This is a genomic window from Psychrobacter immobilis (assembly GCF_003148585.1).
GTDB classification, from domain to species: Bacteria; Pseudomonadota; Gammaproteobacteria; order Pseudomonadales; family Moraxellaceae; genus Psychrobacter; species Psychrobacter immobilis.
Genome location: NZ_QGGM01000006.1, coordinates 95,792 through 119,370, shown reverse-complemented (window position 1 = coordinate 119,370; position 23,579 = coordinate 95,792). Strand labels below are relative to the sequence as shown.

21 protein-coding genes are annotated in these 23,579 nt (G+C 43.2%); 11 read left to right on the top strand and 10 right to left on the bottom strand.

Going from position 1 to position 23,579, the window contains the following annotated elements; all coding sequences use genetic code 11:
- Positions 1-25: 25 nt before the first annotated feature.
- Positions 26-1,252: a phosphoglycerate dehydrogenase gene (gene serA, locus C8D84_RS06985; RefSeq protein ID WP_109591030.1), complete on the bottom strand. Its 1,227-nt coding sequence runs from the start codon at positions 1,250-1,252 to the stop codon at positions 26-28.
- A gap of 553 nt (positions 1,253-1,805) precedes the next feature.
- Here serA and C8D84_RS06980 point away from each other — a divergent pair.
- Positions 1,806-3,176 carry an FAD-binding oxidoreductase gene (locus tag C8D84_RS06980; protein WP_228244509.1) on the top strand — a complete coding sequence of 457 codons (1,371 nt, stop codon included), beginning with the start codon at positions 1,806-1,808 and terminating at the stop codon, positions 3,174-3,176.
- A gap of 95 nt (positions 3,177-3,271) precedes the next feature.
- Here C8D84_RS06980 and C8D84_RS06975 read toward each other — a convergent pair whose 3' ends face one another.
- Positions 3,272-3,901 (bottom strand): BLUF domain-containing protein, encoded by a 630-nt coding sequence (locus C8D84_RS06975; RefSeq protein ID WP_045443668.1) that lies wholly within the window; start codon positions 3,899-3,901, stop codon positions 3,272-3,274.
- 582 nt (positions 3,902-4,483) lie between these two features.
- Between C8D84_RS06975 and C8D84_RS06970 the strand changes: the two genes are divergently transcribed.
- The 4 genes from C8D84_RS06970 (at position 4,484) to lspA (ending at position 10,742) form a co-directional block, all read left to right on the top strand.
- A complete protein-coding gene (locus C8D84_RS06970; RefSeq protein ID WP_045453728.1) occupies positions 4,484-6,121 on the top strand; it encodes a carbon-nitrogen hydrolase family protein in 1,638 nt (545 codons plus the stop codon).
- A gap of 145 nt (positions 6,122-6,266) precedes the next feature.
- On the top strand, positions 6,267-6,830 hold the full coding sequence (locus C8D84_RS06965) for a protein disulfide oxidoreductase (RefSeq protein ID WP_109591026.1): 564 nt from the start codon (positions 6,267-6,269) through the stop codon (positions 6,828-6,830).
- A 425-nt stretch (positions 6,831-7,255) separates the two neighbouring features.
- Entirely contained in the window at positions 7,256-10,102 is a 2,847-nt protein-coding gene (ileS, locus tag C8D84_RS06960; protein ID WP_109591024.1) for an isoleucine--tRNA ligase, read from the top strand.
- Positions 10,095-10,742 (top strand): signal peptidase II, encoded by a 648-nt coding sequence (lspA, locus tag C8D84_RS06955; protein WP_083475780.1) that lies wholly within the window; start codon positions 10,095-10,097, stop codon positions 10,740-10,742. Before ileS ends, lspA begins: the two co-directional genes overlap by 8 nt.
- Before the next feature lie 162 nt (positions 10,743-10,904).
- On the opposite strand, the gene C8D84_RS06950 is transcribed toward lspA, so the two are convergent.
- Together C8D84_RS06950 and C8D84_RS06945 are read right to left on the bottom strand one after the other, a co-directional pair.
- The gene (locus C8D84_RS06950) at positions 10,905-11,516 is read right to left on the bottom strand and encodes a glutathione S-transferase family protein (RefSeq protein WP_109591022.1); all 612 of its coding nucleotides are present in this window, start codon (positions 11,514-11,516) and stop codon (positions 10,905-10,907) included.
- Positions 11,517-11,732: 216 nt separating this feature from the next.
- Complete coding sequence (locus tag C8D84_RS06945; RefSeq protein WP_060490442.1) at positions 11,733-12,404, bottom strand: DUF1294 domain-containing protein; 672 nt, start codon at positions 12,402-12,404, stop codon at positions 11,733-11,735.
- Between the two features lie 148 nt (positions 12,405-12,552).
- Here C8D84_RS06945 and C8D84_RS06940 point away from each other — a divergent pair, with 148 nt between their 5' ends.
- Together C8D84_RS06940 and C8D84_RS06935 are read left to right on the top strand one after the other, a co-directional pair.
- Positions 12,553-13,050: an FKBP-type peptidyl-prolyl cis-trans isomerase gene (locus C8D84_RS06940; protein WP_109591020.1), complete on the top strand. Its 498-nt coding sequence runs from the start codon at positions 12,553-12,555 to the stop codon at positions 13,048-13,050.
- Between the two features lie 49 nt (positions 13,051-13,099).
- A complete protein-coding gene (locus C8D84_RS06935; protein ID WP_109591018.1) occupies positions 13,100-14,140 on the top strand; it encodes an aldo/keto reductase in 1,041 nt (346 codons plus the stop codon).
- Positions 14,141-14,282: 142 nt separating this feature from the next.
- On the opposite strand, the gene C8D84_RS06930 is transcribed toward C8D84_RS06935, so the two are convergent.
- Positions 14,283-15,083, bottom strand: coding sequence for a lysophospholipid acyltransferase family protein (locus tag C8D84_RS06930; RefSeq protein WP_109591016.1), 801 nt, complete (start codon positions 15,081-15,083; stop codon positions 14,283-14,285).
- A 304-nt stretch (positions 15,084-15,387) separates the two neighbouring features.
- On the opposite strand from C8D84_RS06930, the gene hflX reads away from it, so the two are divergent.
- The 4 genes from hflX (at position 15,388) to C8D84_RS06910 (ending at position 19,611) form a co-directional block, all read left to right on the top strand.
- Positions 15,388-16,851 (top strand): ribosome rescue GTPase HflX, encoded by a 1,464-nt coding sequence (hflX, locus tag C8D84_RS06925; RefSeq protein WP_109591014.1) that lies wholly within the window; start codon positions 15,388-15,390, stop codon positions 16,849-16,851.
- Between the two features lie 382 nt (positions 16,852-17,233).
- On the top strand, positions 17,234-17,668 hold the full coding sequence (locus tag C8D84_RS06920) for a hypothetical protein (protein WP_045443651.1): 435 nt from the start codon (positions 17,234-17,236) through the stop codon (positions 17,666-17,668).
- Positions 17,669-17,690: 22 nt separating this feature from the next.
- Complete coding sequence (locus C8D84_RS06915) at positions 17,691-18,380, top strand: LrgB family protein (RefSeq protein ID WP_055125716.1); 690 nt, start codon at positions 17,691-17,693, stop codon at positions 18,378-18,380.
- A gap of 406 nt (positions 18,381-18,786) precedes the next feature.
- Positions 18,787-19,611 (top strand): lytic transglycosylase domain-containing protein, encoded by an 825-nt coding sequence (locus C8D84_RS06910; RefSeq protein WP_045443853.1) that lies wholly within the window; start codon positions 18,787-18,789, stop codon positions 19,609-19,611.
- A 212-nt stretch (positions 19,612-19,823) separates the two neighbouring features.
- Here the strand turns inward: C8D84_RS06910 and tsf are convergent, their stop codons facing one another.
- The 5 genes from tsf to C8D84_RS06885 all read right to left on the bottom strand — a co-directional run bounded on the left by tsf (position 19,824) and on the right by C8D84_RS06885 (position 23,546).
- Complete coding sequence (gene tsf, locus C8D84_RS06905; protein WP_109591012.1) at positions 19,824-20,708, bottom strand: translation elongation factor Ts; 885 nt, start codon at positions 20,706-20,708, stop codon at positions 19,824-19,826.
- Positions 20,709-21,054: 346 nt separating this feature from the next.
- Complete coding sequence (rpsB, locus tag C8D84_RS06900) at positions 21,055-21,852, bottom strand: 30S ribosomal protein S2 (protein ID WP_045443642.1); 798 nt, start codon at positions 21,850-21,852, stop codon at positions 21,055-21,057.
- 361 nt (positions 21,853-22,213) lie between these two features.
- Complete coding sequence (locus C8D84_RS06895; protein ID WP_109591010.1) at positions 22,214-22,663, bottom strand: chemotaxis protein CheX; 450 nt, start codon at positions 22,661-22,663, stop codon at positions 22,214-22,216.
- Positions 22,664-22,704: 41 nt separating this feature from the next.
- Complete coding sequence (locus C8D84_RS06890; protein WP_045443636.1) at positions 22,705-23,154, bottom strand: chemotaxis protein CheX; 450 nt, start codon at positions 23,152-23,154, stop codon at positions 22,705-22,707.
- A 29-nt stretch (positions 23,155-23,183) separates the two neighbouring features.
- Positions 23,184-23,546, bottom strand: a complete 363-nt coding sequence (locus C8D84_RS06885; RefSeq protein WP_045443633.1) for a response regulator — start codon at positions 23,544-23,546, stop codon at positions 23,184-23,186.
- Between the last annotated feature and the right edge of the window lie 33 nt (positions 23,547-23,579).

The following is a 23,579-nucleotide window of genomic DNA, read 5'->3' as shown; positions in this document are numbered from 1 at the left end:
AATTATGTTTGCATGCAAATATTATTTAAAACAAAATACGCACGCGAATCGTCTCTTCTACGTCTTTTAACTGATCTAGCGCGGCAGTTGAATCATTATAATCAACATCCATGACCAAATAACCGACATCGCCTTCTGTCATTAGGCTCTGTGCTAGGATGTTAATTCCTGCTTCTGCAAACAGACGGTTGATCTGAGATAGCACGCCTGGCACGTTTCTATGGATATGTAATAGACGATGCGAGTTTTCTTTGAATGGAATAGAAACTTCTGGGAAGTTCACGGCTGTCGCTGTGTCACCTTGGTCAGAGTATCTAACAAACTTATCAGCGACTTCAAGTCCGATATTGGCCTGTGCTTCTTGAGTTGAGCCACCAATGTGCGGCGTCAAGATGACGTTATCAAATTTACGCAGTGGTGATTCAAACTCTTCATCAGCTGATTTTGGCTCTTTCGGGAACACGTCAATCGCTGCGCCCAAGATTTTACCAGATTCAAGCACAGCGGCTAAATCATCAATCTCTACGCAAGTACCACGAGCGGCATTGATAAAGTAACTGCCGTCTTTCATATGGGCGAACTGCTCTGCTTTCATCATATAGCGAGTACTTGGCACATCAGGTACATGCAAAGTCACGATGTCAGCCGTTGATAGTAGCTCTTCTAGGTTACTTACTTGTACCGCATTACCTAGTGGCAATTTGGTCACAGCATCATGATAAATGACTTTCATGCCAAAGCTTTCTGCTAAGACAGACAGTTGCGAACCGATAGAACCATAACCGACGATACCGATAGTCTTACCACGTACTTCATGTGAATTGGTCGCAGACTTGCCCCAACCGCCACGATGTACGGTCGCGTTCTTTTCAGGAATGCCGCGATATAGCATGATGGCTTCAGCCAATACCAATTCAGCCACCGAACGGGTATTTGAGTATGGCGCGTTAAAGACGGGAATACCCAAATCACGTGCAGCGTCTAAGTCTACTTGGTTAGTACCGATACAAAAGCAGCCAATACCGATGAGCTTGTGCGCGTGCTCAAGTACTTCACGTGTCAATTGCGTACGCGAACGGATACCGATAAAGTGAGCGTCTTTAATCTTTTCGATCAGCTCATCTTGATCTAATGCGTGACTGATATTCTCGATATTATGATAACCAGCTCCTTCCAATACTTTTAAAGCATTGTCATGTAGACCTTCAAGCAATAAAAACCGGATTTTGTCTTTTTGTAGTGATAACGCCATATGAGAACTGTCCTATAATTGTCTTGTGAAATTATCTGAGGGATAATCTGTAGTCGAAGCCGTTTAAAGTAGGTACAAAGTAACCAAGCGCAAACCATACACTGAGTACATTAAATGAGGTTAACGTCGTAACCACTTACCAATGCTTTAACTATAGGGTGGGTGAAACGAAAACAGTCTGGATATCTTACACAAAATTGGGCGGCGATGTTAGCAGATTAGATGAATTATTGGTTATCAAGCCTGAAAACTTTTTATGCTATAGTAAATCACGCTGTTCGACGTTTATTAAACTATTTTTTACCATTTACAGCCATATAAGCACGCAGCATGACATCTTTCTATCATTGCTTTACTGGCTCACTTATAATCACACAAATACGTACTATATAAACATACCTATGTGGCTATGTTTATATCCATTTAGCGATATAATAATCCCCTTTAGGCATAGCGCTTACGTTTATACCGAGATTTGACCATGACTTCTTTATCTAGCCAAAGCACCTCTGCAACCCATACAGCTGCTGTTCAAACTATTTTGAGCACTTTGATGGATGTTCATCAGTTTGACGCCAGCCAAATCAAAACCGACACTGAGAGCTTAGAGCATTGGGGCAAGGACTGGACCAAGCACTTTACCCCTGCTGCTGCTGCCATCGTCTTTCCGAAGACTACTGAGCAAGTACAAGCGATTGTACTGCTTGCCAATGAGCACAATGTGGTCTTAACCCCAAGTGGCGGTCGTACCGGTTTGTCAGCTGGTGCTGTCGCCGCCAATGGCGAGATTGTCGTCAGTATGGATAAAATGAACCGTATCGGACAGTTCTATCCGGCCGATCGAATAGTTGAAGTCGAAGCCGGTGTTATCACTCAGCAGTTGCAAGCATTCGCAGAGTCTAAAGACTTGTACTACCCTGTCGACTTTGCCTCAGCTGGCTCAAGTCAGATAGGTGGCAATATTGGCACCAATGCAGGCGGTATCAAAGTCATACGCTACGGCATGACTCGTCAATGGATTATGGGGCTGACAGTGGTCACTGGTAAAGGCGATATCTTGCAGCTCAATCGCGGTATGGTCAAAAACGCTACGGGTTATGACTTGCGCCAATTGTTTATCGGTAGCGAAGGCACACTTGGGCTTGTCACCCATGCGCAAATCAAGCTTGAGCGTCAGCCACAAGACTTAAATGTCATGGTACTGGGCATGGACAGCTTTAATGATGTCATGAATGTGCTATCAGCCTTTCAAGCGAAGATTGATTTGACCGCTTTTGAATTCTTTGATGATGTGGCTATTGATAAGTTGATGGCACACGGTCAAGTACAAGAGCCATTTGAGTCGCGTACCAAGTTCTATACGCTATTAGAGTTTGAAGCGCCGTACGAGCCGATCATGGATAAAGCCATGGCGATATTTGAGCATTGTATGGAGCAAGGCTGGGTCGTCGATGGTGTCATGAGCCAAAGCTTGGCACAGGCTGAAGAGCTGTGGAAATTGCGCGAATACATCTCCGAGACCATCTCAGTATTTACGCCTTATAAGAACGATGTATCCGTACTGATAAGCTATGTCCCTGAGTTTATCACCGAGATTGATCACATCGTCAGCAGCAACTACCCTGACTTTGAAGTTTGCTGGTTCGGGCATATCGGTGATGGTAACTTGCACCTTAATATTCTAAAGCCTGAAAACATGAGCAAAGATGATTTCTTTGCTGAATGTCAGGTTGTTAATAAGTATGTGTTTGAAACCGTGCAAAAATATGGCGGTTCGGTTTCGGCTGAACATGGCGTCGGTATGACTAAAAAGCCGTATCTACATTATAGCCGCAGCGAGATTGAGATTGAGTACTTACGAGAAGTGAAAAAAGTCTTTGATCCAAATAATATTATGAACCGTGGCAAGATTTTTGATATGTAAGTGCTTATTTAATAATTAAAGTAATAAATAAGAGTATGAAAAAGACGCTAAACGTGATGGTTTAGCGTCTTTTTTTGGCTTATAAAAGCGATTATTTATAAAAATAACAACACTAGCGCTACCACTAATAACACACTTAAAACACCTTGAACGATTAAAAATGCTTGATGCGGGGCGGCGATATGACGAAACATGTTGCCCAGTGCATTGTAGGTAATACCGGCCGCTTTGATATGTGGCGGCGTATCAAAGGTTTTGATGATTTGTAAAAAATTCTCGGTACCATCAGGCGACCAATTATGCGGCGCAAATGGCAAATATGGCGATAACTGTGCGGCTTGCTTTTTGCTCGCTGGTGACCATAACCAACGCTCTAAAAATAATAAGCGCATACGCCAATCCGCAAAACGGCGATGTTCTATCGTCTGCAACAGCAATATTTCAGTATTCTTATGGCGCTTATCCGCAAATATGCGTTGCTTTAAGGCAAATACGTGCGCTTTCTCACCCTCGATGCATTGCAAAAAATGACCACTACCATAACATAGAGTACCTGTAATGCCATGCTGTTGATTATAGTTACGCGCATGACATTCTACTTCATCAAATATAGAGGCGCTTAAACGTGAAACAAGCGTCAAACTACTAACATACACCAATTGAACCAGCGCTGAGTCTTCTATCTCATCCCAGCTACTGACTCTATTGTTGTGACTTGAGGGCATAATAAAAAAATCCTAAAAAACCGATTAAATACGGCTAAACAAAACGATGCCCCAATGAAAAAAGACAGCGACTCACAAAAACGTAGCAAATAGTTACCACGTTAAACTGTCATTACTTGAGTAGCTTGTTATGATAACGAGCAAAACAAATAGACCAAAACGAAGCGCCCTAAGATATGCTATTTAAAAATAATGTTAAGCTAACAGAATATCTGTACTGACACCCTCAGGTTAGAAGCTGTACCAAACACTTGGCTTGTATTAACCCCAACGACTGTTTGTGAAAATTATGAAAAATTTTATAGTCACTTCAATTTATAGTCACTTTAATTTAAATTTATAGCTACTTTAAAATGATATGAGGTTCAAAAAACATGTCAGTAACGCCAAAGCTGACAGAAGTTATAAGATAAATTATCTTCATAACTTATTGTAAATACAATGATAATTGATTGTAACGGTAATATTTTATGATTGGAATATTTTTATCACTTTTTTTACACAAAAAATTGCCAACCAAATTGTGGCAACGCATGCTATTTGATATCACTAAAATTAATAAAGATCCAAAACAGGAACATTATGAGCAAAATAGAAAAACTAGACGACTTTCATCTAACCATCGCTGAAATCAAGAAAAAAGACTATCCACAATTAAAAGCACTGATGGATCGTGTCTATGTCAACTTGGGCGGTGCATGGTCAAAGAACACTATCAATACCTTAATCGATGCCTTCCCTGAAGGTCAGATCGCTTTATTTGATCATGATCAATTGATTGGTATCGTATTATCTATGCGTGTTGATTATGCCACGTTTTCTAACCCGCACACCTACGACGACTTGATTGGTCATAAAGAGATTATCAGAGACAACCCTGAAGGCGATGCTATTTACGGTCTAGATGCGCTGATCGACCCTGAATACCGTGGTTATCGCCTAGGACGTCGATTATACGATGCCCGTAAAGAGCTGTGTCGCCAGTTAAACTTCCGAGCTATTTTGGCTGGTGGTCGTATCCCGAACTATCATAACCATCAAGATCTCACACCTGGCGAATATATTGAAGCCGTCGCGGCTCGTGAAATTCATGATTCTGCATTGTCTTTCCAACTCTCAAATGGCTTTATCGTCAAGCGTATCTTAACGGCTTATTTGCCTGACGATAAACAATCTAAAGGTTTTGCTACTCTACTTGAGTGGGCAAATATTTATTATGAGCCACAAGATTACAAGCCAAACACTCGTAAGTCTGAGGTGCGTATTGGTGGCATCCAATGGCAAATGCGTGAAGTCGAGTCACCTGAAGAACTGCTGCAGCAAGTCGAATTCTTTGTCGATATTATGGCTGATTACAATTCTGACTTTGCTTGTTTACCAGAGTTCTTTAACGCACCGCTGATGGGGCTGTGTGAATCGACGGATCAAAACGTCGCTATTCGATTTTTAGCCGGTTATACCGAATGGTTTAAAAATGAGATATCGCATTTAGCGGTCAGCTACAACGTCAACGTCATTACAGGCTCGATGCCGTACTTGGACGAGGACGATACGTTATATAACGTCAGCTACTTGTGCCGCCGCGATGGTACGGTCGAAGAGCAACGCAAAATCCATATTACCCCGCATGAGCGTAGCGCTTGGGTCATCGAAGGCGGTGACGAGGTTAAGGTGTTTGATACCGATGCCGGTCGTATTGGTATTTTGGTCTGTTATGACGTTGAATTCCCTGAGCTTGCCCGCCTCATGGCACTTGATGATATGGACATCTTGTTCGTGCCATTTTGGACAGATACGCAAAACGGCTATCTACGCGTGCGTCACTGCGCCCAAGCACGTGCAATTGAAAACGAATGCTATGTGATGATTTGTGGTTCCGTTGGTAACTTACCGCAGGTTGAAAGTCTCGATATTCAATACGCGCAGTCGTCTATCTTCTCGCCATCAGATTTTGCTTTCCCGCATGATGCGATCATGGCAGAAACCACCGCCAACACTGAGATGGTATTCTTCTCAGATGTGAACTTAGACAAGCTTATTCATGTCCGTAACGAAGGCTCGGTACATAATCTGCTTGATCGCCGTGACGACTTGTATAGTTTAAAATGGAAGAGAAAATCTAAAGTCTCTGCCAGTAAGCTAAGCGATGATGAGCGCCTCGAAAACTCTGGTAGCGTCCTGCTCGGTGACCCATTACAAAACCGTGCGCAAAAACCTTAATCAGTCACTTTAAAATACCAACACTGAACACGGTTTAATAAAATTTATGAATAATACGGCTGACATTTCAGCCGTTTATTTTTATCTATTAAAAACCACTTATTAAAGCCATTTATACAATACCTATAGCAAAAAAGCAGCCATTATGACGACTGATACTGATACTGAAACTGAAAAATCCATTAAAAAGCCAAAGAAAACACCCAAGCAAAAGGGGTTGTCTATCGCTAAAAATCTACTCATATACGGCTTGGTATTTGCTGTTATTTATACCGCTATTAATTGGTGGCGACAACCTATCATGCCCGCCAACCCGCAATTGCAACTGACCGATTATCAAGGGCAAGTCGTTGACTTAGCGGCGCTGAGCAATGAACAACCAACGCTGGTGTATTTTTGGGGCACGTGGTGTCCCATTTGTAGTATCACCTCGCCGACTATAGACAAACTTGCCGCCGCAAATGATTATCCGGTCGTTACGATTGCTATTAAATCAGGCACTGACCAAGAGCTGCATCGCTACCTTAATGAAAACAGCTATCGCTTTACGACGATAAATGATCAAGAAGGCAGCATCTTCGCTGATTGGCAAGGACAAGTGACGCCTTCGTATGTCATCTTAAAGAATGGCGAGATGACTCAAGGTTTGACGGGCATTCAACCCTTATGGTCGCTTAAATTGCGCTTATGGTTATCATCCGTTTTTTAATGCTTAGCCTGCTGTTTAGAGTCCAATTATTTAGAGTCCAGTCGGTAGACAATGGCACTTGCCATCCGTATGATTCAATAGGTGATGCATCACTCATATAAATAATTGGTTTTGGCTAAAATAAGGACAATACTGACCAGCTCTTTTTACCCTAGCTTTTTTGTCATATAATAGCTGCCAATCTCATTGCCTCTTTTTAGTTTATTGCTATCACGGTATTTTATTATCCATAAGCATATTTTATGTTGCATTCGTCTCGATAGCATTTATTATTGACGTGAGCATATTTATGACGTTGATGCACAGCGATATATTATAAGTGAGAAAGCGATCATCAACGGTTAAGCAGCCAGCTAAGCATTACCCTAAATGTCACATCTGACTTTACATCGATTTTTAATCCATTTTCTAAAAAGACACCTTCTATGACTGATAAAAGTACTGATACGCCAAGCCAGGATTATAAAGACACGCTAAATCTTGCCGATACGCCATTTGCGATGCGTGCCAACCTTGCCAAGCGCGAGCCAGATTGGCTTGCTGCTTGGGAAGCGGATGATGTGTACGGCAAAATTCGTCAGGCACGTGCTGGGGCGACCAAATACATTTTGCACGATGGCCCTCCTTACGCTAACGGTCAGATTCACTTGGGTCACGCGGTTAATAAAGTACTCAAAGACATTATCGTGAAGTCAAAAACGCTATCCGGCTTTGATGCGCCTTATGTCCCTGGTTGGGACTGTCATGGTCTGCCTATCGAGCAAAAGGTCGAAGCCAAAGTCGGCAAGGTTGGTCAAAAAGTCTCCGCCACTGAATTCCGTGGCCTGTGCCGCGAGTATGCGAGTACCCAGATTGAATTGCAAAAGGCGGATTTTAAACGTCTAGGCGTGTTTGGTGATTGGGACAATCCTTATCTAACGATGAACTTCCACCAAGAAGCCAACATCGTGCGCGCATTGGCCAAAATTTATGACAATGGTCATGTGACTCGCGGTATGAAGCCGGTCAACTGGTGCTTAGACTGTAGCTCTGCGCTGGCTGAGGCGGAAGTGGAATACCAAGATAAAGTGTCTGATGCTATCTATGTGAGCTTCGATGTTTTGGATACCGATAAGGTTGCCTCGTTGGCTGACGTAGCAGGCAATATCGCCGCTGTTATTTGGACGACGACCCCTTGGACGCTACCTGCTAACCAAGCCATCTCTGTACATCCTGAGCATAACTATAGTGTGGTGGCGACTGAAAAAGGTAATTTACTACTAGCCGCGGATTTGGTTGAAACAGCATTAACTGAACTTAAACTTAGCAATCAGGGTGTGTTAGCTACCGTATCTGGGCGCGAGCTTGAAGGCTTGCGTGCTCAGCATCCACTGATTGCAGACCGTCAAGTGCCATTAATCCTAGGCGATCACGTAACCACAGATAGTGGTACTGGCCTCGTCCATACAGCACCCGGTCACGGTCTTGACGATTATATCGTAGGTCTTAAATATAACTTACCCGTTGAAAACCCAGTCAGTGGTACGGGCGTTTATCTGGACAGCGCAGCGGTATTTGCGGGCGAGCACATTTATAAGGCCAATCCAAAAATCATCGCCGCACTGCATGACAATGGACATCTAATCAGTCATACCAAGATTGAGCACAGCTATCCGCATTGCTGGCGTCATAAGTCACCGATTATTTTCCGCGCAACGCCGCAGTGGTTTATCAATATGGAAACCAAAGGTCTGCGTGAGCGTGCGCTTGCAGATATCCCAGCAGTAAGCTGGACACCAGCATGGGGACAAAACCGCATTGAAGCCATGATGACGGGTCGACCAGATTGGTGTATCTCACGTCAGCGTACATGGGGCGTGCCAATTACTTTCTTTACCCATAAAGAAACAGGCGAGCTGCATCCAAAAACGCTTGAGCTGATGGAAGTCGCTGCACAAAAAATTGATGAAGGCGGTGTAGAAGCTTGGTTTGATGCCAGCTGTGAAGACTTCTTAGACAACGAGGCTGCTGACTATGACAAAGCAACCGACACCTTAGACGTTTGGTTTGACTCTGGCACGACGCATTTTGCCGTACTTGAACAACGCGATGAATTGACCAATCCAGCAGATATCTACTTGGAAGGCTCTGACCAACATCGCGGTTGGTTCCAGACTTCATTATTGACCTCAGAAGCCATGTACGGTCGCCCACCATTTAAGCAAGTACTGACGCATGGCTTTGTGGTTGATGAAAACGGTCGCAAGATGAGTAAGTCACTTGGCAATATCATCACGCCGCAGGAAGAGATCAATAAAACAGGCGCGGACATGCTGCGTTTGTGGATTGCCTCAAGCGACTATCGTTATGAGATGAGCGCAGGTAAAACGGTATTTAAGGGTGCAATCGATATGTATCGCCGTATCCGTAATACCCTGCGTTTCTTACTTGCCAATACCGATGACTTTGATCCAGCGACCAACAGCGTCGATATCAATGAGCTGGTCAGCCTTGATAAATTCATCATTGAGCGCGCGCAAACCGTGCAAGCACAAATCATCAGTGCTTATGATGCAATGGATTTTCACCAAGTCACCCAGCATATTACTGCGTTCTGTTCGCAAGACTTGGGTAGCTTCTATTTAGATATTATCAAAGATCGTCAGTATACGACTCAGACTGATGGACAACCGCGTCGCTCTGCGCAAACGGCGATTTACCATATCGTTCAGGCACTCATTCGCTGGATTACGCCGATTTTGTCATTCACCGCACAAGAAGCGTGGGAAGTATTGCATGGCGCTGACAGTTATGTGTTTATTGAAGAATGGTATAAATTTCCAGAATTTGAGCTAAGCGCGATCAGCAACGATGACTGGCAACGTATCATGCTGGCAAAGGATATGGTCAATAAACATATCGAGACCGCACGTGGTGAAAAAATCATCAACGCTAACTTGTCTGCCGATGTCAATCTGTATGCTGACGGTGCAATGCATGAAAGCTTGGCCAAGCTGGGTGAAGAGCTGCGCTTTGTACTAATCACTAGTAGCGCAACTTTGAAACCTATGAGCGACGCTCCTGCCGATAAAACAAGCACAGATGAGCAAACTGACGGCAGCACGGATGAATCAGTAGACTTAGTGGTCAATGTGAGCGCCGCAACTGGCACCAAGTGCGTACGCTGCTGGCATATCCGTGATGATATCGGTACCGATAGTGCACATCCAGAACTATGCGCGCGCTGCGTGACTAACGTCAGCGGTGATGGTGAGGTGCGCCATTATGCCTAACCATACGCCTAACTCAACAGAATCATCAGACAACAAGCCGCCATATGGTGAAGTCGATAAATCACCTGAGCCAGCTCATGCAACTACAGGCAGCTCAACGACACCGAAAAGTCGTTTGAATAAGACGCCAAAAATGATTGCGAATGGCCGTCGTGCGTTTACGTGGTATCTCCTATCGTTGGTCGTGCTAATCATCGATCAATGGACGAAGTGGCTAGCTGAAACTAAGCTGACTTTTCATGAGCCAGTGCCTGTGATTGAGCCTTTTCTGAATTGGACATTGGCATACAACTATGGTGCGGCATTTAGCTTTTTGGCAGATGCCGGTGGTTGGCAGAAGTGGTTTTTTTCGGGATTGGCATTGATAATGTCGCTATTTTTAATTGGCTACCTGATAAAAGCCCCGCGCCAAGCCAAGCTACTATCGACAGGTCTAGCGCTAGTGCTCGGCGGTGCGGTTGGCAATCTCATTGACCGCTTGCTACATGGTCACGTCATCGACTTTATCCATGTACACAACGCTGATGTCTGGCATTACCCTATCTTTAATATTGCGGATATGGGCATTAGTATCGGTGTGGCGTTGATTGTCATTGACATGCTATTTTTAGAAAAAAAGCGTGAAATGCCACGGTCGTAACCGTCTACAGCTAGAGATATTAATTCAATTTATAAATAAAAAAGGTGGGTTACGACTGCGTAACCCACCTTTTTTATTCATCATTTTTTCTGATAAAGGCTATTAGTTAGCATAGAGTATTGCGCCTATACGCCACTCTTAACAGCTTACATTCATGATTGATTATCTCTTAGGAAACTTCTCACGCTTCGATAATTTTTTAAGATAATCTTGAACCTGCTCAGGCAACTCAACGCCCAACATCTTTAACCATGAAAACAAATGCTGATAATAAATGTCTGCCAACGTAAAGCTGTCCCCCGCTATATACTCCTGCTCATCTACCCAAGCATAAGCAATTGGTAGGGCTTTTTGGATACACTTCATGCAGTTGTTAGCGGTGCCCTCAGGCCAGTTTTCATAATTGTCTAATACCTTGATTTTGGTGAGTATCCATAGATAACTCTCAATCTCGATCATGCCAAATGAAATCACTTGGCGAAGTTTATAGTTTTTCTCAGCGAAGTTCTTATCTGCTGTGTTTGGTGTCAAAGGTTTGTCAGGGTGTAACTCATTGAGATATTCAATAATAGCCAACGACTCAGTAAAGTTTTTGCCTTCATGTGTGATGGTAGGGATTTTACCAAAGGGGTTAACGGCTAAAAACTCAGGACTTCGCTGCTCCCCTTTTTTGCCATCTATTTCTTTGGTCTCATATTCTAAGCCCAGCTCCTGCAATGCCCAAATGACCGTTTCAGCGCGACTCGGATGGGTGTATTTGTATAAAGTAATCACTTACGTTCGCCTTTTATTATTAATGAAATCCATTTAAGGTTTATTCTGAAAAATCGTGCTCATTACGTACAATTCGTCATACTCGCACAAAATACCAATGCACGGCAACCAGCCATTCAAGATCTAAAACTTTGATGTTTCATCAGCCGTTTATTTTAGACTTAAGCATTAAACGTCAAAACTACACCGCTCACTATGATAAATAAACAAGTGCTTTTATACCAAAGAATCAAGTAATCCTTGCAAAAATTTCAAGCTTCCTCCTGTCAATATAAACAATAACCCCGCCATATTGATGAGAACAGTCAAATAATACGCCACTCGAAATTCAGGCTTTTGCGACTTGTGGCGTAGATACGTTTGCGCAACCATCGCGCCCACCCAACCGCCCAGCGCACTTAGCAGATGCAAGGTTGATTCAGGTGTGCGCCAATCATTATTCTGAGCAGCGGCTTTGTCTTTGGCATACATCATATAAGTAATGAGACCCAAAGCCACATACCAACCCACAACCAGCCAGCTGAGCTTGTTCATGGCAGCCAACAAGATTAATACGCCATAAAAGCCCACACCAAGGAACAAACGTTTCTTTTGTCCCGCTTCAAAGTCTGCTTGCATGCTACGTTTGTGATTACGCTGACGGATTTTCTGATTTTTTTGCGCCATTTTTTGCTGCACAAAGCTCAGCTCTTGTACATCTTTTGCTTGCATACGCCCTTGATTGTCCTGCCCAAATGTAAAAACAACGGGCTCACCGACCTCAGGGCGACGGCGCGCTTTAAACTCATTGATATGAAAGAATATTGAATCACCATTCTGTGTTTCGATAAAACCAAAGCCTTTGTCGTCTTGCCACTTTTTAATGTGACCTTGTTGTTTATTTACCATAAAAACCCCTGCCTGCTCTTAGAATTGCCAAATATATTACACTATTTGCGTTACACTATTTACGCTTACATACTCTCCAAGATGGCTTATCATTTCTTATATTATTCGCCAAACCAATTCCTAACCCCGTAATAAATGGCTGTTGACTATGACCGACTCACAATTTATCACTCCCAATGAAGACACCCGTATCACTTTTGGCAGCCTTGTAAAGCTGCACTTTGAAGTGTCACTAGAGAACGGTACGATGATTGATTCTACCTTTAGCCGTGATGCGCCTGTGACGCTTACCATTGGTGATGAAAGTTTATTACCTGGCTTTGAGCAGGTATTAATGAACCTGCGCGCAGGTGACACGCGCTCTGCCCACCTTGAGCCAGAGCAGGCATTTGGCGATTGGAATCCTGACAACATCCAACATTTCAGCCGTACTCAGTTTGCGTTAATCGCTGATAATCCAGAAATCGGCATGATGGTAGAGTTCGAAGACAAAGGCAAAAACACACTGCCGGGTACGATTAGTGCACTCGATGACGATCAAGTCGAAGTGGATTTTAACCATCCCCTTGCCGGACAATCCCTGTTATTTAAAGTAAAAATCTTTAAAGTTACCCCGCCTGGTGTCACTGGCATAAAGCTCATGTAATCGCTTAAAAACTGTCAGCTATAAAAATACATTTACAAAGGACATTCATATGCAATATCAAATGTTGCCACAACTCAATGAAAAAGTTTCTAAGATTTGTTTAGGCACGATGACATGGGGACAGCAAAATACCGAGATCCAAGCACATGAACAAATGGACATGGCGCTAAGCGAAGGGGTGAATTTTTGGGATACGGCGGAGATGTATCCATCGCCGCCAGATAAGGACAAGCAAGGCGATACTGAACGCTTTATGGGTACATGGTTTAATAAAACCAAACAGCGCGATAAAGTTATTCTTGCTAGCAAAATATCGCCGATGGATTTTTTGCGTGATGGGCAAACGCGTTTTAATGCCGAACATATTAGCAGCGCCATCGATGGCAATCTTCAGCGTTTGCAGACCGATTATATTGATATTTATCAGCTCCATTGGCCTGAACGCCAAACAAATTTTTTTAGTCAACTTGGCTATACCGAAGAGATGGCATCGCAACCATTAGATGATTTGACACCATTTCTAGAGACCATTCAAGCGTTAAATGATGAGATTAAAAAAGGGCGTATTCGCGCTTATGGACTATCGAACGATACCGCTTGGGGTCTGATGCGTTATTTATGGGAAGCAGATAAAAATGGTTTAATCGCGCCAATCACAGTGCAAAACCCTTATAGTTTGCTAAATCGCTTATATGAAGTCGCTATGGCAGAGATTACGCACCGTGAAAATGTAGGTCTATTGGCTTATTCACCGCTTGGCTTTGGTGTCTTATCTGGTAAATATCTCGATGGCAAACGCCCAGCTGGTGCACGACTCACGATGTATGATCGCTTTGCGCGCTATACCAATGAACAAGCGCTATCAGCCACTGTTCAATACGCCAAAATAGCAGAAGATGCAGGTTTAGATATGGCACAGATGGCACTAGCTTTCGTTAACTCACGCTCATTTGTTACCAGTAATATTATTGGCGCTACCACGATCGAGCAGCTAAAATCCAACATCGATAGTATCCATTTAACCTTAAGCTCAGAAGTATTGGAAGCGATTGAAGCGGTGCATACACAGCATCCCAATCCATCACCTTAGTTTGATATAGGTAAAGCATTTATAAATTAATGTTTGAGTATTTAGTAAACAAAAAAGGCGCCAATCGCAGTTATAAACTGAGCGATTTGCGCCTTCTTTATTGGAGTGTGTTAAGTATTCGCAACTATTATGCTGTCACCGCTTAAACTTTAGCGACTTTCGTTAAGACTCGCGAATGCAGTTCCGCCAAACCTTCTTGCATACGGGCTTGTAACAAATCCGTCAATTCACTTTTGCTCAACCCTTTAGGATCTATTGGCTCAAGTGGCAATACATAGGCGGTCACATCTTTAGTATCGAGTACCTTTTTTATGCTCTCTTTCATCGTAAGCTTGCCATAGTAAGGCAACTCTTCACTTAACGTGCCGTCTTTATTGACGTAAGCAATTACCAGCGGGCGTACGGGCACGTCAGCATCTATCGCTGCTTGTAGCAAAGTACCATGAATACGTTTGATTTTTTTACCGTCTGTGGTGGTCGCCTCAGGGAAGAATATAACTGAGAAACCTTTGGTCAAAAAACTGGCAATTTGGGCGGCAACCGACCCTGCATCACCGGAACCACGCTCAATAAATACCGTGCCTGCTGCATGAGCCAGCTTGCCAAATACAGGCCATTCACCGATTTCGGCTTTGGATAAGAAAAAAGCAGGACTCAGTGTACCCACCACAGGGATATCCATCCATGACACATGATTGGATACCCATAATCCATGGTGTTGCTCTACCCGCTCGACTGCCACAACCTTGACGCCAAAAGAGCCTGCCATTTTGCGGCAAAAGGCTTGAATATAGCGTGGCAATTTCTCGCGTGGTGGCTGCTTAAATGCGCCAATACGTTGGGCGGCGCGCAATCCACCAGCGATAGTGGTAGTCATGCCAGCAATTTGTTTGCCGCGCCCCAACTGTTGTCTGAGTGAGAAGCCTGACTTAGATTGGCTCATCTGTGTCCCTCGTGGTTAAAAACTTATGATTATATATCGTAAACAAGCGCCATGAGTATAACAAAATTTATTCAGTCAGTGACGATTTGTTCACTGAGTTGCTGTTTATTCAACCAGTTCTGCTGCGTTCACTGATTTGCCTATGGCTTTCATTTACGCTGTAACATAAAACCATCGTTAATTGTGCTATAACGCTTTAATATTAATTGATGAGACCACATATATATGGTCATATGAACGCTATATCGACGTTTACTGAATGGATAATAGCGATATATTTACTTTATTAAATAGGTGATACTCTTTGGATTATTTTGAAAGACACGAAGGTGGCGAGCGCGCCATTATAGTACATTTAGACATCCGTCAAATTCAAGATCCTGACGATTTAGGTGAATTTGAGCTGTTAGCAGACTCAGCAGGGGCTGATCGTTTGGCTTTAGTCACAGGCTCACGCCAAAGACCCGACGCCAGATACTTCGTTGGTAGCGGTAAAGCAGAAGAAATAGCAGAATTGGTACGCGAACATGATGCGGACATCGTCTTATTTAACCATAGCTTATCGCCATCACAAGAGCGTAATATTGAAGCCTTGGTCAAATGTCGCGTACTGGATCGTACGGGTTTGATATTGGATATCTTCGCGCAGCGTGCCCGTACTTATGAAGGCAAGCTACAAGTAGAGCTGGCGCAGCTCAACCATTTATCGACGCGTTTGGTACGAGGTTGGACGCATTTGGAGCGTCAAAAAGGCGGTATTGGTCTACGTGGACCCGGTGAAACCCAGCTTGAGACCGATCGTCGCTTGCTACAAGTGCGCGTGAATCAGCTTAAAAGCAGAATCGAGAAAGTCAGACAGACACGTGCGCAAGGTCGAGCCCGCCGCCAAAAATCAGATGTGCCGACGATTTCGCTTGTCGGTTATACCAACGCTGGTAAATCGACACTATTTAACCGCTTGGTCGACGAGAATATCTACGCAGCGGATAAATTATTTGCTACGCTTGATCCCACTTTACGCCGTTTAGACTGGCAGGGTGTTGGTCGTGTTGTTTTGGTCGATACGGTAGGTTTTGTCCGTCATCTGCCGCATGAGTTGGTCGAATCCTTTCATGCGACATTAGAAGAAACCTTGGAAGCAGATTTATTGCTACACGTCATCGATTCTTCTAGTGAAGATATGCATGAGCAAATTCAGGCGGTAAAAGACGTATTAGCAGAGATTGACAATGACGTACCAGTGCTCAATGTCTACAACAAAATTGATTTGACAGATGAGCCTGCACATATTGGTTATGCTAGCGAAGGACAACCCAATCGTGTCTATGTTTCTTCTAGAGAAAATCTAGGTATGGAAGAGTTGTCGTTAGCCGTCCAGCAGCTATTGACTGGTACACTTACCACCTTTGAGTTGACCTTGCCTTATCATGCAGGTCAGTTAAAAAACGCCTTATATGAGCTGGGTGTTATTCAGGAAGAGAGCTACGATGACAGCGGGCATGAGTGCTTAACGATTCGATTGCCAAGCGATACGCTAAGACAACTACTGGGTCAGGCCAATTTAGAGCCTTTAGATGTATTGCCATTAGCACAAGCCACATTATTGATGCCAGTACTTGAAGACTTCGAAAAGCCTGACGAGGTTGAAGAGCCGACGATGACCGAGGCAGAAGAAAAAGCGTTTGATGAGTTTGATGCGCTGAATTCTGAAGCCGCTAAGTCAGAGAAATTAGCAGTAGAAGCGGAAACTCCTGACTTAAAGATATAAATGACTGAATCTGTAAAATAGCTTTATAAAAGACAAAAGGATGATGTCCATTGATATCATCCTTTTTTTTGGCACATAGCATTAAATTTTATAGGTTACCCGATCACGAAAACGCGCTACCATAGTTGACGTCGTTTAAAGTGAGCACAAGGTAGCCTAGCGCAAATGATACACTCATTATAGTAAGCGAGCTTAACGCTGTTGCTATTTATAATCGCACTGACGATATGCTATAAGCTTTATTAGTTTGCCTACTCTCTATATAATCATCGGCTATAGGTTCAACCAATATTCATATCATTGATAGAACACACTCATTAGAGTGCGGTTACCTATTTTGTTGCTACTATCCTCTCTATTTCTAAATCGGCCAGTATTTCTTATGAAATCTACTCACTCCGCCCATTTGCCGCTATGGCTTGCCTTAGTCCTGACACTCACGATGGTCATCGTGGTTCGTGAATCAGCCGTTATCATCTGTCAATTAGCAGGAATAGAAAAGGCTGCCAACATCGTTGGATTGGTCGCCATGTTCTTTATTTTGATGGCATGGCGATTACTTAAAGGGTTGCCCAGTTGGCTCACCCAAGCCAGTAATACTTTATTGGTGGATAGCGGTTTTGCTTTTTTGCCCGTGTCTGCAGGTGCAGGTTTACTGCTATTCGCTTTAGGCGATGAGCTGTGGGGCGTTATGCTGACGATGATTATTAGCACACTCATACCGCTTTGGGGACTTGCCATACTTGCCAACCGTTCGCTCAATCACGATGTTAGCATCGATAGCACCACCGTTGAAGAGCACAAAGGACAGCTATGAGCTGCATGAACAAGGAAATGCAATGACTTTTGATAACGTGTTTGTGGCAACCTTTGCGGCGATATTATTAACGCTAATCGCTCATGTGACTGCTCGTGTATTGGCACGTAAGCTCTCATGGCTGCCGATGGTGATTACGGCGTTGGCGCTGGTTCTCTTATTTTTGTTTATCCTACAATGGGATTACAACGATTATTACGATGTTGCCAAGCCTGTGTTTGATCACCTATTGGGATATGTCACCGTATTATTGGCAGTACCATTAGCAGCAATGAACTTTAAAGGTCTGCCAGTCAAAAAGCTTACTCTCATAGTTATCCTTGCAAGTGTGGTTGGTGCATTGCTACCGATGTCATTGGCTTATTTATTTTCATTAAGTCACGACACCATACTCGCTTTCGCAACGCGTTCAGTGACCACCCCAATCGGTCTGAGTGTCGCAGATTTAATCAAAGCACCACTAGCCATGGCGAACTTAATTATTATTGTTTCAGGGCTTATCGGTGGTACTTTGGCGCGCTTTTTATTTCGCGGTATCGATGATGACCGTGCCAAGGGCTTAGCACTTGGATTGGCAGCGCATGCTTTTGGTACCGTCGAAGCATGGCAAATTAGCCACACTGCTGGGCGTTATGCGGCATTTGGATTGGCAGTAAACGGGCTGGTCACCGCCGTTTGGGTGCCTATTTTTATCAGCGCACTTTCTATATAACCCTGTTCAAATCACTTTTCAGTGCTTTGAACAGCTTTTATTTCTCACGATTCGTTCATTGCCACAGCCAGAATATTCACGTACCACATACGCCTAAAAACAGTAAAGCTAATACTCAATCAACGTACTCAAAAACGGTAGTGTGTTGATTTTTTTACAAATTAAAAATGACTTTTATACTTTGTACTGATAATCGTATGCGTCGAAAAGTTATTATATGTTATAGTAAGCAACTATTATTTTTTGTATCCGATGCGAGTGGTTTCTAGTTAGACGTGGTTTTTGCTAGGGTGCTCTATCGTTTACAGCGATAAAATCCTACCAGCACGATAACCGCTTAAATGCGCAGAACGACGCGCCTATAGGCAAAGCAATTTGCTATTACTCGATGAAAAGTGATAACCCTATGATAAATGTTACAACCTTAGTGACTCGCTGCTTGTCTCCTGTTTTATTGACCGCTGTCGCCTTATCCAGCCTATCTCTATCTGTTGCTGCTCAAGCAGGTAATATGTATATTTACAAAGACAAAGGCGGACAAGTCTTACTCACTAACGTCAATCCAAGTGGTAATTTTGACAAATTCACCAAAAAGGTAAAAGTCACTTACTACAAAGATTCTAAAATGTATGACGGTAGTAGTGACAATAGCAGCAGTAATTACGGTAGTAGCTCTGCCAGCAGTAGTGGAAGCCGCAACTCATACGACAGTTATATTCGCGCCTCAGCTCAGCGTCATGGCGTAGATCCTGGGCTTATAAAAGCAATGATGCATAGCGAATCCGCATTTAACCCAAATGCACGCTCACCTGTTGGCGCACAAGGTTTGATGCAGCTGATGCCTGCGACTGCGCGACGCTTTAAAGTCAGCAATCCTTGGAATCCTGCAGATAATATCGAAGGCTCTGCTAAATATATTGCATGGCTGATGAAGCGTTTTAATAACAACGTAGAATTTGCGGTTGCGGGCTACAATGCGGGTGAAGGTAACGTTGATAAATATAACGGCATCCCGCCTTTTAAGGAAACCCGTAACTATGTCAAAAATGTCATGAGCCGTTACCATAGCTTGTATAAAAATGACTCAGGGCTATCAGGCAGTACCATGAACGCTAGTAATCAAATCGCCAATCCTAGTCTCAGTAGCGGCTTACAAAACGTCAGCTATGGCACCAGCAGTAATAGCAATAGTGCCAGCTATGCCAACTCAGCATATGATGCGCTACGCTAAAATGAAGACTACATGAACCGTTGAATCCAAACGTAAAAAAGCCCATTAATTATATTAACGGGCTTTTTGGTGCTAAGAGGCTTTATCTAGTAATTCATAATCTATCTTGTCATATTTTTTTGAGTTCGATACAAGATTAATAATAAAGCTGATCGGCGAGTACCAAACCAAAAAGTTTAGCACTCACCTTTCTTCTTAGCAAAATTTAAAAATTACTTGTTAGCCAGTGCTTGTGTTGCAGCAACTTCAGCAGCGAAATCTTCTTGCTTTTTCTCGATGCCTTCACCAACTTCTAGACGTTTGAAAGCAAGTACTTTTACGCCTTCAGCTTTTAGTACATCACCAACTTTCTTCTCGTTGTCCATAACGTATGGCTGACGTAATAAAGTCACTTCTTCTAGGTACTTACGTAGGCCACCTTCGATCATTTTTTCAACGATGTTATCAGGCTTGCCAGACTCACGAGCTTTTGCTTCGATGATGTCTTTTTCGCGTGCTAATAAATCAGCATCTACACTTTCGTCATCAACCGCAACTGGGTTAAACGCAGCGATATGCATGGCAAGGTTTTTGCCAGTATCGGCGTTGCCGCCTTCAAAAGATACCACAACACCGATACGTAAACCATGACGGTATGAAGCAAGGTTGCTACCTTCCAATACTTCAACGCGGCGTACTTGGATGTTTTCGCCGATTTTTTGTACCAAAGATACACGAGCTTCTTCAATAGTCTGACCATTGCCATATGGCAATTCAGCGATAGCAGCTACGTCAGTCACATTGTTTTCTAATGCAATGTTCGCTACTGCTTCTGCAAATGCCGTAAAGTTTTCGTCTTTTGCAACGAAGTCAGTTTGGCAGTTTACTTCTAACAAGAATGCTTTGTTGTCGCCTTGAGCGATGATGATAGCGCCATCCGCTGCAATGTTACCAGCTTTTTTAGCTGCTTTTGCTTGACCAGATTTACGTAGGTTATCAATGGCAGTTTCTACATCACCGTTTGATTCTTCTAACGCTTTTTTACATTCCATCATGCCAAGACCAGTACGGTCACGCAATTCTTTTACCATTTTGGCAGATACTTTTACTTCTGACATAAGAGTTACCTTTTATTATGTATGGGAGTGCTTAATTTCTATGAGATATATCTTTGCTATCTATTGGTACTATATCGCTCTTATAGTAATGGAAGCACTCATGGTTGATCGTGATAACAGACATCATTGTAATAAAAGATATTGTGCATCACGAGGGCATATATAAGCGATAATACTCGCTTATTAACGAGTGTTCCATCAACAATAAGGCATGACGAGTAAAACTACATCATGCCTATTGTGAGCTTATACGTGTGAGCTTATACGCTGTTAATAACGTTATATGGATGCAGATAGTGTGACTATCAAGCTATCCTTACAAAGTTAGACCTTTTGGGTCAGCCAATTATTCTGCTGGAGTCGCCGCTTCTTCTGCTTTGGCTTCAACTGGTGCTTCTTCAGTAGCAGGTGCTTCTTGCTCAGCTTTGCCGCCCGCTTGAGTCTGTGCGTATTCTTTACCAGCGATAATCGCATCAGCCATAGAAGTCACATACAAGGTCACAGCACGGATAGCATCATCGTTTGCTGGGATGATGTAATCAACGTTATCTGGGCTAGAGTTAGTATCAACGATACCGATAACTGGGATACCTAGATTTTTAGCTTCTTTGATAGCAATCGCTTCATGATCTACGTCTACAACGAAGATTGCGTCAGGTAGGCCGCCCATATCTTTAATACCGCCTAGTGAACGCTCAAGTTTTTCCATATCGCGAGTACGCTCTAACGCTTCACGCTTAGTAAGCTTGGCGAAAGTACCGTCTTCTGCTTGTTTTTCTAGCTCTTTTAGACGGTTGATTGACTGGCGAAGTGTTTTCCAGTTGGTCAACATACCACCTAACCAGCGATGGTCAACGTATGGCATGCCAGCGCGTGCTGCTTGCTCAGCGATGATACCACTTGCTGCGCGTTTAGTACCTACGAACAATACTTTGTTTTTCTTGGCAGCTAAGCCGTTAACGTAAGTCAATGCTTCGTTAAACGCTTTTACTGTGTGCTCAAGGTTAATGATGTGAATCTTGTTGCGGGCACCAAAGATGTATGGTCCCATTTTTGGATTCCAAAAACGTGTTTGGTGACCAAAGTGAGCGCCGGCTTGTAGTAAGTCGCGCATTTCGATTTTGGTTGGATTCTTTGTAGACATGTGAAATTCCTATTGGTTGGGTTATGCCTCCACATCACAAAAACTGCCTATCTAGCGACACGCATCTGCTAACGGTTAATGCTTATTGGGGCAGCACTAACTTTTTTGCAAATTAATCAAGTCGCCAAACACCCAGCAATTCTTTGCCATGATGTGTGTGTCATTGGTTGATGGGTTGGTTTAAAAAATTGAGCTATCATTTGAACGTAAAAATACGATGTGATAAAAATAGCTGGGTTGTATTTTATCATATAATGCTTAGCGACTGCTAGCGCTATTATGCTGTTTAAGTGGATGATAACGCATAAAAAAACGACGCATTAACGTCGTTCTTTATACTGAATAAATGAGCAGCTGTAGATTAAGCGATACAGATACCAATGACCGCTTTATACCCACGCCACGTAAATGGCGTGACGTAACTTTGGCGATCTTTTGGCAAATAAGACACGCTTGGTGCGCTCTCAACAATATGCGGCGGCGAGATAATAAACTCTGAGCCAAACTCAGTACGAGCATTACCAGAGATAGTGTTGGCCATCTCACCGAGCAGATCTTTCATCATCGTGATCGATGAGTCAGGCTCGCCCATCACTTTTATGACCTCTCGTAACATCACGCTTGGTGCACTCACATACACACAGCCTTCCAAAGGCCCTGATATCTCGATAACGCCGCTATAATCATAACCAACAGCACTCTTGTTATGATTTAAATAAGGGGTATCAATGGACACTTCCGAGCCATCAATTTGTACAAAAAATGCATTGATTGAGCTCAGAAACACACCCAATTTTTCTACTTTAACCATAATATATTAATATCCATCTTTATGACGCGGTGGCAGCAACGTTAATCCTGCAAACAGACCACAATCTCGCCTATCTGCGAGTTCCAAGTGATGGGAATGATAAAAGAACGCTCATCATTCGGCAACACAATACTTTGTGGAGAGCCTTTAAATACAAACGGCACAGAAATATGAAACTCTGAGCCAAACTCTTTACGCGCGTTACCAGCGATTGTATTGGCCACTTCACCAGCCAAATCGATATAATTCTCATCGCTTTTATCCGTTTCACCCATGCTATCCAGTATAGCGGACAATAACTGACGGGTTGCCGAAAAATACACCACGCCTTTTTGTCCACCCGATATACCGATCACACCCGTATAATCATGGACTTTTGGCTGTTTATTCTCTAACAGATATGGGGTGTCAGCGACAAGCTCCTCGCCCCCAAACTGATTAAAATAGTTACTAATAATACTTAAAAAAATCTGTAGCTTTTGTTCTTTCATAATGACATCTACTTAAGTCGTTGAATGGTTTAGTCTTGCATTAGCTCATACAAAGACTCTACAAGCTCTTCTTCTGAAAAAGGCTTGCACAAAAATCCGCTGGCACCCAACGACAATGCTTCAATGCCAGTGGCTTTATCAGAGAGTGCTGACACCACTAAAATTCGTACTTCAGGGTCAATCGCAATGATTTTCTCAATGCATTCAAGCCCGTCCATTTGTGGCATGGTCAAGTCCATGGTGATTACATCAGGACGATGGACATTGAACTTTTCAATGGCTTGTACACCACTGGTTGCCGTCGCAACCAGCATAAACTGCCCTGAATCGTACGCGCGTTGAATACGATTTCTAATAATATTTGAATCATCAACAATCATTAACTTATGCATAACTGATCTATTACCTTTAATGAAGTGCTTGTC

Excerpts from the sequence above, each read along its gene's own strand:
- serA (WP_109591030.1), bottom strand. The coding sequence starts at position 1,252 with ATGGCGTTATCACTACAAAAAGACAAAATCCGGTTTTTATTGCTTGAA.
- C8D84_RS06980 (WP_228244509.1), top strand. The coding sequence starts at position 1,806 with ATGGATGTTCATCAGTTTGACGCCAGCCAAATCAAAACCGACACTGAG.
- C8D84_RS06975 (WP_045443668.1), bottom strand. The coding sequence starts at position 3,901 with ATGCCCTCAAGTCACAACAATAGAGTCAGTAGCTGGGATGAGATAGAA.
- C8D84_RS06970 (WP_045453728.1), top strand. The coding sequence starts at position 4,484 with ATGAGCAAAATAGAAAAACTAGACGACTTTCATCTAACCATCGCTGAA.
- C8D84_RS06965 (WP_109591026.1), top strand. The coding sequence starts at position 6,267 with ATGACGACTGATACTGATACTGAAACTGAAAAATCCATTAAAAAGCCA.
- ileS (WP_109591024.1), top strand. The coding sequence starts at position 7,256 with ATGACTGATAAAAGTACTGATACGCCAAGCCAGGATTATAAAGACACG.
- lspA (WP_083475780.1), top strand. The coding sequence starts at position 10,095 with ATGCCTAACCATACGCCTAACTCAACAGAATCATCAGACAACAAGCCG.
- C8D84_RS06945 (WP_060490442.1), bottom strand. The coding sequence starts at position 12,404 with ATGGTAAATAAACAACAAGGTCACATTAAAAAGTGGCAAGACGACAAA.
- C8D84_RS06940 (WP_109591020.1), top strand. The coding sequence starts at position 12,553 with ATGACCGACTCACAATTTATCACTCCCAATGAAGACACCCGTATCACT.
- C8D84_RS06935 (WP_109591018.1), top strand. The coding sequence starts at position 13,100 with ATGCAATATCAAATGTTGCCACAACTCAATGAAAAAGTTTCTAAGATT.
- C8D84_RS06930 (WP_109591016.1), bottom strand. The coding sequence starts at position 15,083 with ATGAGCCAATCTAAGTCAGGCTTCTCACTCAGACAACAGTTGGGGCGC.
- C8D84_RS06920 (WP_045443651.1), top strand. The coding sequence starts at position 17,234 with ATGAAATCTACTCACTCCGCCCATTTGCCGCTATGGCTTGCCTTAGTC.
- C8D84_RS06915 (WP_055125716.1), top strand. The coding sequence starts at position 17,691 with ATGACTTTTGATAACGTGTTTGTGGCAACCTTTGCGGCGATATTATTA.
- C8D84_RS06910 (WP_045443853.1), top strand. The coding sequence starts at position 18,787 with ATGATAAATGTTACAACCTTAGTGACTCGCTGCTTGTCTCCTGTTTTA.
- tsf (WP_109591012.1), bottom strand. The coding sequence starts at position 20,708 with ATGTCAGAAGTAAAAGTATCTGCCAAAATGGTAAAAGAATTGCGTGAC.
- rpsB (WP_045443642.1), bottom strand. The coding sequence starts at position 21,852 with ATGTCTACAAAGAATCCAACCAAAATCGAAATGCGCGACTTACTACAA.
- C8D84_RS06895 (WP_109591010.1), bottom strand. The coding sequence starts at position 22,663 with ATGGTTAAAGTAGAAAAATTGGGTGTGTTTCTGAGCTCAATCAATGCA.
- C8D84_RS06890 (WP_045443636.1), bottom strand. The coding sequence starts at position 23,154 with ATGAAAGAACAAAAGCTACAGATTTTTTTAAGTATTATTAGTAACTAT.
- C8D84_RS06885 (WP_045443633.1), bottom strand. The coding sequence starts at position 23,546 with ATGCATAAGTTAATGATTGTTGATGATTCAAATATTATTAGAAATCGT.